A 12,811-nucleotide genomic window follows, 5' to 3' on the forward strand; every position below is an offset into this window, starting at 1 on the left:
AACATTCATATTTGACGAATTTACCCTACAACATGAATAGCCAGCTAACGAAAAGGTAAGCACATGACGGTTACTAATAACCAGCATTCCGTTTTACTCGAAAATGTATACAAACTTATCCAAAAAAAACTCGATGAATCCCAAGTAGAACGTGTCGTTCAATTTTCTAAAATCCTGTTTAAAAATATATCAAAAGACGATCTTGAAAATCGCAGCGATAGCGATTTGTACGGCGCAACCTTGAGCTTGTGGAATGAATTTTACGACTACGCTGCTAATAAGCCTTTTATCCGCGTTTTTAACCCCGAGATAGCAAAACACGGGTGGCAATCTACCCATACGATTATTGAAATTATTGTGCCTGATAGTCCTTTTTTAGTTGATTCTGTCAGAATGGCCTTAAACCGTATGGGCATTACGGCACACTTGTTGTTGCATACGCCCATTAAAGTCATCCGAGATAGTCAGCACAAATTTGTATCCTTTGATAATGCACAAGGCAGCAAAGAAGGCTTAGTCAAACAAACGGTTTTCCTGATTGAAGTTGACCGCCAAACCAGTAAAAAAGAACTGGAAAAAGTGAACGCTGAATTATTATCTGTGGTCGATGAAGTCTCTATAGCGGTGCACGATTGGCAGGCCATGCGTGATCGTTTAGCGGCGATAATTAGTGAGTTTCCAAGTCGTCCTTTTCCGCAAGATGACAAAGCAAAAACACAAACCATCAAGTTTTTAAACTGGTTGTACGATCATAATTTTACCTTAATGGGCTATCGTCATTACAATGCAAAACCCATTAAAGGCGACCACCGCTGGGTGGCAGATAACGATTCTAGCCTTGGGTTGATGAAAAACTCTAAGAGCGAACGTGAACGCGTATTGTCAAATATTCCAGACTCGGCCCGAACCGAAGCCTTGAGTAAAAATCCATTAATGCTAACTAAAACCAATTCACGTTCAAGGGTACACAGACCTGCATACATGGATTACATCGGTATTAAACAGTTTGATGAGCAAGGTAATGTCGTCGGTGAAGACCGTTTTATCGGTTTGTATTCGGCGGCGTTTTATAACAGTAGTGCGACTCAATTACCTGTTTTACAGGAAAAAATTAATGCTATATGCACCTTATCGGGCTTCGAGCCTGGTTCTCATGGGCAAAAAGCTTTTTTAAATATCATTGAAACCTACCCAAGAGATGAATTGATTCAGGGTACGGTTGAAGAGCTGGCACAAATTGCTTTGGGTATTTTTCAAATGCAAGAGCGAGGTATTTCTCGCTTGTTTATCCGCAAAGATCAGTTCGGTCGTTTTGTCTCGTGTATGGTGTATGTGCCGCGCGAGCGCTACAACACACAGCTGCGCAAAGATACCCAAGAGTTATTGAAAAAGTCATTTGGAAGCCACGAAGAGGTTGAATTTACCACGTATTTCTCTGAATCGGTTTATGCTCGTACCCACTATATTGCGCGTGTTAAAAACAATAACTCGGAGTTTAATGTGAAAGAGATTGAAAAAAATATCATTGAGCTGACAAAGAGTTGGGAAGATCGCTTACTCACCACCATTCGCAATAAACATGGTGAAGCACAAGGCAAAGCGCTAGAGAAAAAATACGTTAATGCGTTTTCAAGAAGCTATAAAGAATACAATTTACCGAGCGCAGCTTTGGTTGATATGGATAAGTTAGAGCAGTTAAACGCTGAACAAACTTTAGACATGCTATTTTATCGGCCACAAGAAGAAGGCCCCGATAGCAAAATCGTTAAGTTAAAACTCTTTCATAAAAACGAACCCATTCATCTTTCAGCAGTACTGCCGATGTTAGAAAATTTCGGTTTGCGCGTTATTGATGAAAGTCCCTTTAAAGTGGATTGCGGTAACGGTGAAATTAACTGGATCATGGATTTTTCCATGTTGCACAATACCAGTAACGACATGGATCTCGAGCAAGCACAGAGTTTGTTTCAAGATGCGTTTTCGCAAGTGTGGTATGCAAAGTTAGAAGATGATCCCTTTAACCGTTTAGTGCTTGGTGCTGGCCTCACTGGCAGAAATGTGACCATTTTGCGCGCCTATGCTAAATACATGCGTCAAATCGGTAGTTCGTTTAGTCGTGATTATATTGCCAATACCTTAGCCAATTATCCTGAAATCGCTAAGCAATTGGTCAAGTTATTTGACTTGCGCTACAACCCTAAAACCAAACAATCGGCAAAAAAAGTTGATGCGTTGTTAGTGGTTTTAAAAGAACAAATAGATACGGTATCAAACCTGGATGATGACAGAATCATTCGTCGCTATTTAGATTTAATTTTGGCAACTTTGCGTACCAACTTTTACCAATATGATGAGCACGGTCAAGAAAAGTCTTATGTATCAATCAAGATGCTACCAGACCTCATTCCTGAAATGCCCTTACCGCGTCCTAAGTTTGAAATATTTGTTTATTCGCCTCGTATAGAAGGGGTGCATTTACGCGGTGGTAAAGTTGCGCGGGGTGGTTTGCGCTGGTCTGACAGACAAGAAGATTTTCGTACAGAAATACTGGGCTTAGTTAAAGCTCAGCAAGTAAAAAACACCGTTATTGTGCCTGTTGGCGCTAAAGGGGGTTTTGTATGTAAAAACCTACCTGTTAATCAAGGCCGCGCTGCATTTATTGCTGAAGGACAAGCTTGTTATAAGATTTTTATCCGCAGTTTATTAGACATCACTGACAATATCGTTGATGGAAAAGTAGTGCATCCAAAAGATGTCGTGCGTCTGGATGAAGATGACCCCTACTTAGTTGTGGCCGCCGATAAAGGCACCGCTACATTTTCAGATATCGCCAACGGCATATCGCAAGAATTTGGTTTTTGGTTAGGTGATGCGTTTGCCTCTGGTGGCAGTATTGGCTATGACCACAAAAAAATGGGTATAACTGCCAAAGGTGCATGGGAATCTGTTAAACGTCACTTCCGTGAAACTGGGGTAGATTGTCAAACTACTGAATTTAGTGCAGTTGGAATAGGTGATATGGCCGGTGACGTATTCGGTAATGGTATGTTGTTATCCAAACACACCAGACTGATATGTGCGTTTAACCATCTCCATATCTTTTTTGATCCTGAGCCTAATGTTGCGGCCAGCTATCAAGAACGCCAACGATTATTTGAAAACCCGTCTTTGAGTTGGGATGACTACGACCGTTCAATTATCTCAAAGGGCGGCGATGTGTTTTCTCGCTCAAGTAAATCAATCAAACTTAGTGTTGAAATGCGTAAATGGTTGGGCACCAAACAACTCACCATGACACCAAATGAGCTCATTCACAATGTTCTCAAAATGCCGGTGGATTTAATTTGGAATGGTGGAATTGGCACTTACGTTAAGAGCACAAAAGAAACCAGCTCGGATGTGGGAGATAGAGCAAACGACGACTTACGTGTTAACGGTAAAGATGTAAAAGCGAAGATTATCGGTGAAGGGGGTAATTTAGGTATGACCCAGTTAGGTCGTATCGAGTACGCCATGCACGGTGGGCGCGTGAATACTGACTTTATAGATAACGTGGGTGGTGTGGATTGCTCTGATAATGAAGTTAACATCAAAATTTTATTAAACGCCCTAGTTAATGCTGGCGATTTAACTCACAAGCAACGCAATAATTTACTGTACTCAATGACTGACGATGTGGGCGAATTAGTCATTCAAGACTGTTACCGCCAAACGCAATCTATTTCAATTTCACATTTGGGTGGAGTCAGTCAATTAAAAGAACAATTGCGCTTTATTCATGGCTTAGAGAGAGAAGGTTATTTAAACAGAGAGCTTGAATTTATTCCTTCTGACGATGAGATCTCTGACCGTTTAGCGAAGTCAATGGGATTAACCCGACCTGAGTTATCAGTTATGTTAGCTTATGGAAAAATGGTGTTGAAGGAGAAATTCAACATCCCGTCGATTACCGACAATCCGTATCACGGTAAGCTACTTATCGAAGCCTTCCCAAAAGTGCTACAAGAAAAATTTGCATCGCAGATGGAACAGCATCCGCTGCGTGCAGAAATCATTGCCACTAAGTTAACCAACAACATCATTAATGACATGGGGATGAATTTTGTTTTCAGAATTCAAGAAGAAACCGGTGCCAGTGTTGATGAAATAGCTAATGCTTATGTGATCGTTAAAGGCATATTTGGTTTAGACAATTTATGGAGAGACATCGAAACTCTTGATGCCAGTATTGATGCGCAAATACAGCTCACTATGCTTGAGGGAATGCGCCGGACGTTACGCCGAGCGGCTCGCTGGTATTTACGCCACGGTAATAAGTCACTCAGCATCGAAGAGGCAATTAAATGCTATGAAGCGACTTACCAAGACTTGTTTGCCAATATTCAAAATTATTTGGTGGTAGATGAATATAAACAACTGGAAAATACGCTATTAGTCTATGGCAAAGCAGGTGTTCCTGAAAAAATCGCGTATCGGGTCGCTAGCTTAAGTAATATGTTCCCTTGTTTAGATATTGCGCAGGTAGCTGAAGCAGAAAAACGCGATATTCAACTAGTGGCTAATCTGTATTTTAAATTGGGTTCAAAATTAGAAGTACATTGGTTCTTAGAGCAAATTAACAATCAGCCAGTGAACAACCATTGGCAAGCTTTAGCACGCGCTTCTTATCGTGAAGAACTAGACTGGCAACAACGGGCTTTGACCACTGTTTTGCTTAATTCTTCACCGACTAGCAGTAATGCAGAAGAAATTCTGGAAAAATGGATGGAAAACAATCAAACATTATTGGATCGTTGGTATCATATGATGTCTGAATTCAAAACCAGTAGCACCCATGAATTTGCGAAGTTTTCCGTCGCCTTACGCGAGCTAATGTTGCTCAGTATTAACGCTAACGGTTAAACTACACATAGCAAGTAAAGCCCTGGTCATGCCGGGGCTTTTTTTTACGTAAAGAGAAAGTAATGTATTCATTTATTCAAAAGGTTTTATTTACCCAAGACGCAGAATGGAGTCACGATTTTACCATTCAGTGGCTCAAGCGCAGTCAAAATACCGTATTATCAAAAGTCTATAGCCAGCAGATTCAAGATAAACCAGTTGAGCTTTTGGGTTTACATTTTAAGAATCCAGTAGGTCTTGCAGCTGGTTTAGATAAGAATGGTGAATGTATTGACGCCTTTGCCGCTATGGGTTTTGGTTATATAGAAATTGGTACGGTTACACCAAGAGCCCAAGCGGGCAACGAAAAACCTCGTATGTTTCGTTTACCAAAAGGGCAGGCCATCATTAATCGTATGGGCTTTAATAATAAAGGGGTTGATAACCTCGTGGCGAATGTGCAGGCCTCTCGTTACACCGGTGTGCTGGGTATCAATATAGGTAAGAATAAAGATACGCCTGAAGAAGATGCATTAAGCGATTATGTGCATTGTTTACAAAAGGTTTATGACATCGCCAGTTATGTCACGATAAATATTTCTTCACCTAACACTCCAGGTCTGCGTAACTTGCAACATGGCAGTGCGCTAAATGATTTATTAAGCGGCTTAAAAACCGAGCAAAATAACTTAAAAGAAAAGCATAATAAGTACACCCCGATCCTGGTTAAGATCGCACCCGATCTCAGTGACGCTGAAATTGAGAATATGGCTAAGGCGCTGATCAGCGCAGGGATCGATGGCGTCATTGCCACCAATACTACTTTAGATAGAGATGAGGTTGCAGGACAAGAGCATGCTGAACAAGCAGGTGGTCTCAGTGGTGCAGTACTATGCAGTAAAAGCCAAGACGTAGCGGCTAAATTAGCCCGCGCATTAGCTGGTGCTATTCCAATGATAGGTGTGGGGGGGATTCATGATGCGAGGTCTGCGCAGGCCAGATTAGCCTGCGGATCGTCTTTGATCCAACTTTATTCATCACTGATCTATCAAGGGCCCAAGGTGATCAAAGAGATCGTAGATAGCTTATAATGATCGACAAAAGATCAAATTAAAATAGACGAAATTATTATTAACAGGGATGTTATTTTAAGATGCCGGCTATGGTAGCTTGAGCCATCCCTTTTCTTTAACTTAGCGAGCTTATCTCTGATGTTACAGCCCACAACTCGATGGTATTGGTACTGTGACAATCAACACTTGATGCTGTCTTTGCATAAAAACTTGCAATTTAAAACTGCGTTTAACCTGCGCTGCTTGTTGAATACACCCAATTGCAAGCAAGGCTTTAGCTTGATTGATACAGAGCGATATGTACGCCTAGCTGAGCAGTTACAAAGTAGTCATCTTAAAGTCAACGGCGCACAACTTACTCAGATATTAATAAATGCCACTGCTGCCTTGGCGTTTCATAAACCCATTACCTTACGCAGTTGGTATTTTGCACATCAGAATAACGCTGGCTCTATTCGTCAGTTAGCTAGCTTAGAAAATGACGCAGGCAAGGGAACCGTATTAATACTCGAACAAACTCTTGAGGTAGCCACTTGCATGGTGGTATCACCGCATTTGATGTTGCATGCAAATAAACAACTTAGGCAATTTGAGTTAATTAAAGTCATGAAAAATAGGTTAATTCCTTATATCGAGCAAACTAAACACTTTTCCCAATCTGCGTAAGCAGTAAACCACTGTGTTTTCAAAAATAAACGATTTTTATCTACTATTAAATATGCGTTAAGCCGTCAATTACCGTATAATCTCGCCCGATTTATTTCTTAGGTAGCATTAATGTTTGAGTTTTTAATAACCGCAGCGAAAGGGCTTGATGAGCTTTTATTGGAAGAGTTGTCAGCGATTTGTCCAGACAGCCAGTTAAAATCTAAGCCAGGGCAGGTGCTTATGTTTGCGGGTATCGAAGACGCTTACAAAGTCTGTTTATGGTCGCGTTTAGCTAATCGTGTATTGCTTAAGTTGAGTGAAGGTGACGTGAAACAAGCGGACGATCTTTACCAGATAGCCGATCAAGTTAACTGGCCAACTCAATTTTCGACTAACAATACCTTTGTGGTTGACTTTAATGGTACCAATCAGCAAATCAATAATACCCAATTTGGTGCTTTAAAAATTAAAGACGCTATCGTTGATCAGTTTGCTACCTTTTTCGATGAACGTCCTTCGGTCAGTAAGATTGCACCTGATATTCGTATCCATGCACGCTTATGGCGAGATAAATTAACCGTTTATTTAGATTTATCTGGTCGCAGTTTGCACCAACGACATTACCGCAGCAAAACAGGCCTTGCCCCTGTGAAAGAGCACATTGCTTGTGCCATGCTTATCCGCAGTGGATGGACTAAAAATCAACAAGTTCCGCTGATTGACCCTATGTGCGGTGCAGGCACAATCGTCATTGAAGCGGCATTAATGGCGGCTAACATCGCCCCAGGATTGAAACGAGAAGTGTGGGGTTTCACTCATTGGAAACAACACCAAGCGTCGATTTGGCAAGCATTGTTAATATCTGCAGAGCAAGCGGTAATTGCACCTGCTCATATGATTTATGCAAACGATATAGATATGGGTGTGCTGGCCTTAGCAAAAGAAAATGCTCACAATGCGCAGGTATATGATTTTATTCAATTTAGCCATCAAGACGTGAGACATTTTAAAATAACGGATGCAGCGCCAGGCTATATTGTAAGTAATCCACCTTACGGCGAGCGTTTAGGTGACACGGCACAATTGTTTCCCTTATTTCAGCAGTGGGGCGCATGGTTAAAAGCACATTTCCTGAATTGGCAAATGTCACTGCTCACTTCGAATCGTGATTTATTGCGTCAAATGAAGCTCAACGCTAAAAAAGAATACCAGTTGATGAATGGCAAATTAGAATGCCAATTAGTTAACTATGTATTAGACGAGCAGAATTGCCAAGAGCGCGAAGTTAAGTTGATTCAAAATGATTTTGTTAATCGACTAGGCAAAAACTTAGCACGGTCTAAAAAGTGGCTTAAGTCACAAAATACCAATTGTTATCGTTTATATGATGCCGACTTACCAGAATATAATGTGGCGATTGATTGCTACGCAGATTGGCTTGTGGTGCAAGAGTATGCTGCACCTAAAAATGTACCAGAACATGTGGCTAAACGCCGTTTACATGAGATCGTCGCAGCTCTACCACAGGTTACTCAAATAAAGCCTGACCATATTATGTTGAAGGTAAGAGAACAGCAAAAAGGCAAAAATCAATATCAAAAAGTCGCGCAAACTCGTCAAACCATCGATGTATATGAAAATGGCGCACAATTTAAGGTCAACTTAAAAGATTACTTAGATACCGGATTGTTTTTAGATCACCGTATTACCCGCCAGTTGGTGCAACAAAAGTCGAAAGGCAAGGATGTACTTAATTTATTTGCTTATACGGGTAGCGTATCTGTACACGCTGCGCTGGGTGGAGCAAAGTCGGTAACTACCGTTGATATGTCTAACACTTACATTGAGTGGGCCAAAGAAAACTTTCAACTAAATAAATTAAAAGGAGCCTACCAATTTGAGCAGGCCGATTGCCTAACATGGTTGAGCCAACATAAACAAAAGTATGACCTTATTTTTATTGACCCACCTTCGTTTTCTAATTCTAAACGCATGGAAAGCACTTGGGATGTGCAACGGGATTACTTGAATTTAATTAAGGATGCGGTGACTTGTTTGAATACAAACGGTAACATTTTCTTTTCGAATAATCTGCGACAATTTAAATTGGACGAAGAGGCTGTTAGTGCGCTGGGCTTAAAAGTGAGTGATATCACTAAGCAAACGATCCCTGAAGATTTTCAACGTAATCCTAAAATCCACCATTGCTGGTTGTTTACCAAGGAAAGTTAAGCAAAGATTTATGGCAAAATTTATATTGTATTCTGGGCAGCAATGTTGCTTGTGTGACGACGCGCAGGCTTTATTAGCTCAAACGAACGTCGAAAGCAGCCAAATTAAGAAAATTGACGTTAAATCAGATCCACACATTTATCATTTGTATGGCGCAAGAATTCCGGTTTTAGTCGATACAACGACACAGCAAGAATTAGCATGGCCTTTTGAATTATCACAATTAACAGAGTTTGTATCTTGAGTTTATTACAGTTAAAAAATGCCAGTATTATTCTTGGCCATCCCCCTTTATTAAATGGTATTGAATTAGTTATTCAACCTGGTGAGCGCTTATGTTTAGTGGGCCGCAACGGCAGCGGTAAATCAACCTTACTAAAAGTCATCGCCGGTGAAGTTACATTGGATGACGGCCAGCGTATGGTTAATTCAGATGTAAAAATCTCTCGTTTGCCACAAGATCCCCCGCAAAGTGTAGAATGCAGTTTGTTTGATTATGTGGCAGAGGGCTTAGCTGAAGCAGGGGAATATTTAAAAGCGTATTTTCATCAAATTGAAGTCGTTACCGACGATCCAAGTGAAGCAAATTTAAACAAGTTAGAGCGTCTGCAACACGAGTTAGATCACCACAATGCCTGGCAACTTGAGCAGCGTATTCAACAAGTGCTAACCAGCCTTAAACTAGACCCTACAATGCAGCTAAGCAGTTTATCGGGTGGTTGGCGACGTAAGGCAGCCCTTGCTAAAGCGATGGCCTGTGATCCAGATATTTTGTTATTAGACGAACCTACTAACCATTTGGATATTACTATGATCCAATGGTTAGAAGAAGCCGTCAAAAGTTATAATGGCGCTGTGGTTTTTGTCAGTCACGATAGGGCATTTATCCGTAAAGTAGCCACACGTATTATTGATTTAGATCGTGGCAGTTTAGTGAGTTATCCTGGTGATTATGATGCCTACCTGGTGCAAAAAGCCAATGATCTTGAAGTTGAAGAAAGCCAAAATGCGCTGTTTGATAAAAAGCTGAGTATTGAAGAAACCTGGATACGGCAAGGCGTTAAGGCCAGACGTACCCGCAACGAGGGTAGAGTAAGGGCGCTAAAGGCTCTACGTGAAGAACGTTCCCAGCGCGCTAACCGCCAGGGTAAAGCGGTTGTGAGTGTGAGCGAATCTAAAAGCTCTGGCAAAATTGTATTTGAGACTGATGAATTGTTTTATCAAATCGAAGATAAGCTTATTGTTAAGTCATTAACCACCACTGTATTACGCGGTGAAAAGTTAGCGCTTGTTGGCCCTAATGGGTGTGGTAAAAGTACCTTAATTAAGTTACTGCTTGGCAGCTTGCACGCCGGTAGTGGCGAGGTGAAACGAGGGGCTAATATTGAGGTTGCTTATTTTGATCAGCACCGTGAGCAACTTGATGGCGAACAGCGTGTTATCGATGCAATTGCTGATGGTAAACGAGAAGTGACGGTAAATGGCCGCACTAAACACGTGATGAGCTATTTACAAGATTATTTATTTATTCCTGAACGGGTTAACTCACCGGTAAAGTCTTTGTCAGGCGGTGAAAAAAACCGCTTGTTATTGGCTAAATTAATGCTCAAACCCAGTAACCTGTTAATACTGGATGAGCCAACCAATGATTTAGATGTTGAGACATTGGAGTTATTGGAAGATACACTATCAAGCTATCCTGGCACGGTTATTTTAGTTAGCCACGATAGGGAATTTGTTGATAATGTTGCAACCAGTAGCCTGTTTTTCGAAGGTAATGGCGAGATAAGAGATTTTGTAGGCGGTTGCACTGACATTTATCAATGGTATGCACAGCAAGCAAGCCAAACCCAAAAGTCAGTAAAAAAAGTGGCGCAAAGTGCAACTAATAACAACAGTGATAGTCCTAAAACGACTAAAGCAAATTCTAACGGCAAAAAGCTGTCGTACAAGTTGCAACTTGAATTAGAATCTTTACCCGCAAAAATTGATTCACTTGAAAAGCAACTTGCGACCTTGCAACTAACGGTCAATGACCCCGAATTTTTTAAACAAGAAGCAGCAAGTTCAGCTCAGACCCTAGCCCAACTGACGCAAGTTGAAGATGACTTGAACCAGTGTTTTGAAAGGTGGGATGAGTTAGAGAGTATGCTCAAATAATAAAACTAGCAGTAAGCAGGATTTTAAATGAAAAAAACTAGACTGGCAGTCTTATTGTCATGCACATTGATGACTCTAGCCGCGCAAAGTGCTCAATATAAAGTGGTTGAGTTACCCACAAGTAGCTTAGGGCAAAGTACATTCCCTACTGATATTAACAACAGTGGTAATGCCACCGTTAACGTACAGAATAACTTCAATCCGGTTATTGATGTTTCTTTGATCAATTTTGAACTGCAGTCTTTGATTGATAATTTAACGGATATTGAAGCGGCAAAAGCTGGACAATTAAATGACGAAGATTATCTGCTGTTATATACCTTTGTTACAGCAAATCGTGAGAATCAAACCTTTCAACAAATAGCGCAACGTAAAAGCTATGTGAGCTCCGATAGCGAAGCAACTTTGCTACCTGCATTTGATTTAAAAACTATTACAGATGATGAATATGATGGGGCGACAACGACTATTGTGCGTGCCATTAATGACTTTGGTTATACTGTTGGAGCAGGGCAAGGTGGTTTTTATCAATTACCCTTTACCTTTGAAGATGAGAGTGAAAGAACCTACGTACTAAATGACTTTTACAGAAGAGCATTTGGACAAGTTAACGATAATGTCGTGGCGTTGTTACCACCCGATGTTACTGCTGGAGGCTTAAGTGAAGCCTTTGACATTAACAATAACAATCAAGTTGTCGGAACAGGCACTACAGCAATCAGTTCAACAACCTTTCAAACAAGTGTCGATAATTGTTTAGACGATGATGAGCGAGGTGATATACCAGCTGAATCATGTTTGCGTGCCTTGAGTATTTCATTGTCCGCCAATCCTGGCTCATTTGCTCAGCGTAGAGGTTTAATTTGGCAATTGGATGCACAAGGCAATGTTGTTAGTACTAAAACATTAGGTTTGTTGGATACGCCAGCAGATGATGACGTTCGCACCTTTAGTGGGAGTGCCGTAGCAATTAACGATAATGGTATTGCCGTTGGTGAAGTATCTACCGACACGGTTTTTAAGGGTAGAACCTATTTAAACCCAAAAGCTGCTTTTTATATTGATGATCAGATACTTACAATTAATAGCGACAGTGATAATTATAGTAGTACAGCCACTGGTATTAATAATGACGATATCGCGGTTGGTTTTGTGCAAAAGCAAATTAACGGCGTATTTCGTAGAAAAATGTTTGTACATGATATCAATACTGATGTGACTTCTTATCCTACTGGTTTCTTTTTAGGCTCATCAACTGTCCCTATGAGCATTAATAATAATGGGCTTGTAGTCGGTTATGGTGAGATTGAATCGTCAATTAATTCTAGACGTAATGAAGCATTTTTATATGACACTAACAACGATACCTTCATGGATATCGGTAGTTTACTCGCCTGTGATTCGGCGTATCTAATTCAGGCTGCTAACGGTATCAACGACGATAATGAGATTGTGGCTACAGCACTTAAAAAAGGCAAGCGCACCAATATTAAAGGTGAAGTTGTGCTTGATAGCGATGGTGCTGAAATAGAAACCGATGTTGTGGTAGCCGTGAAGCTAATCCCCATTGATGGAGGCAGCGTGGAACAATGTGAAGTAGTAGACGATTTTAATAAGCCAAGGCAAGGCGCAGGCTCAGCTTGGTTATTGCTATTAGGTATATTCGGTTTTGGTTTGCGTAGATTCAAATTTAAATCGTAGATTACACCGCACTAGACCAAGCTTGTGTGATTAACCCTAGGCTCTCAAGACCCTAGGGTTTTTTATTGCAGTTTTATTCCAAAATAGCTCAATTAAGTTATTTTTATAAGAAATTA

7 protein-coding genes are annotated in these 12,811 nt (G+C 40.8%); all 7 read left to right on the forward strand.

Annotated features, from left to right (window positions below):
* Positions 1-63 precede the first annotated feature (63 nt).
* A complete protein-coding gene (locus ACEN2L_RS18125; RefSeq protein WP_441745468.1) occupies positions 64-4,902 on the forward strand; it encodes an NAD-glutamate dehydrogenase in 4,839 nt (1,612 codons plus the stop codon).
* Between the two features lie 62 nt (positions 4,903-4,964).
* Entirely contained in the window at positions 4,965-5,972 is a 1,008-nt protein-coding gene (gene pyrD / locus ACEN2L_RS18130; RefSeq protein ID WP_441745469.1) for a quinone-dependent dihydroorotate dehydrogenase, read from the forward strand.
* A 120-nt stretch (positions 5,973-6,092) separates the two neighbouring features.
* Positions 6,093-6,620 carry a cell division protein ZapC domain-containing protein gene (locus ACEN2L_RS18135; RefSeq protein WP_441745470.1) on the forward strand — a complete coding sequence of 176 codons (528 nt, stop codon included), beginning with the start codon at positions 6,093-6,095 and terminating at the stop codon, positions 6,618-6,620.
* A gap of 111 nt (positions 6,621-6,731) precedes the next feature.
* A complete protein-coding gene (rlmKL, locus tag ACEN2L_RS18140; RefSeq protein WP_441745471.1) occupies positions 6,732-8,834 on the forward strand; it encodes a bifunctional 23S rRNA (guanine(2069)-N(7))-methyltransferase RlmK/23S rRNA (guanine(2445)-N(2))-methyltransferase RlmL in 2,103 nt (700 codons plus the stop codon).
* A gap of 10 nt (positions 8,835-8,844) precedes the next feature.
* A complete protein-coding gene (locus tag ACEN2L_RS18145) occupies positions 8,845-9,078 on the forward strand; it encodes a glutaredoxin family protein (protein WP_306022287.1) in 234 nt (77 codons plus the stop codon).
* Positions 9,075-10,994 carry an ATP-binding cassette ATPase Uup gene (gene uup, locus ACEN2L_RS18150; RefSeq protein WP_306022288.1) on the forward strand — a complete coding sequence of 640 codons (1,920 nt, stop codon included), beginning with the start codon at positions 9,075-9,077 and terminating at the stop codon, positions 10,992-10,994. Before ACEN2L_RS18145 ends, uup begins: the two co-directional genes overlap by 4 nt.
* A 27-nt stretch (positions 10,995-11,021) precedes the next feature.
* Entirely contained in the window at positions 11,022-12,695 is a 1,674-nt protein-coding gene (locus ACEN2L_RS18155; protein ID WP_441745472.1) for a DUF3466 family protein, read from the forward strand.
* Positions 12,696-12,811: the final 116 nt, after the last annotated feature.

It is taken from the genome of Flavobacterium sp. W21_SRS_FM6, assembly GCF_052119645.1.
Classification (GTDB): Bacteria; Pseudomonadota; Gammaproteobacteria; order Enterobacterales; family Alteromonadaceae; genus Paraglaciecola.

Bases quoted from the DNA above. Each gene is read 5' to 3' on its own strand.
- ACEN2L_RS18135 (WP_441745470.1), top strand. From the start codon at position 6,093: ATGTTACAGCCCACAACTCGATGGTATTGGTACTGTGACAATCAACAC.
- rlmKL (WP_441745471.1), top strand. From the start codon at position 6,732: ATGTTTGAGTTTTTAATAACCGCAGCGAAAGGGCTTGATGAGCTTTTA.
- ACEN2L_RS18125 (WP_441745468.1), top strand. From the start codon at position 64: ATGACGGTTACTAATAACCAGCATTCCGTTTTACTCGAAAATGTATAC.
- ACEN2L_RS18145 (WP_306022287.1), top strand. From the start codon at position 8,845: ATGGCAAAATTTATATTGTATTCTGGGCAGCAATGTTGCTTGTGTGAC.
- ACEN2L_RS18155 (WP_441745472.1), top strand. From the start codon at position 11,022: ATGAAAAAAACTAGACTGGCAGTCTTATTGTCATGCACATTGATGACT.
- pyrD (WP_441745469.1), top strand. From the start codon at position 4,965: ATGTATTCATTTATTCAAAAGGTTTTATTTACCCAAGACGCAGAATGG.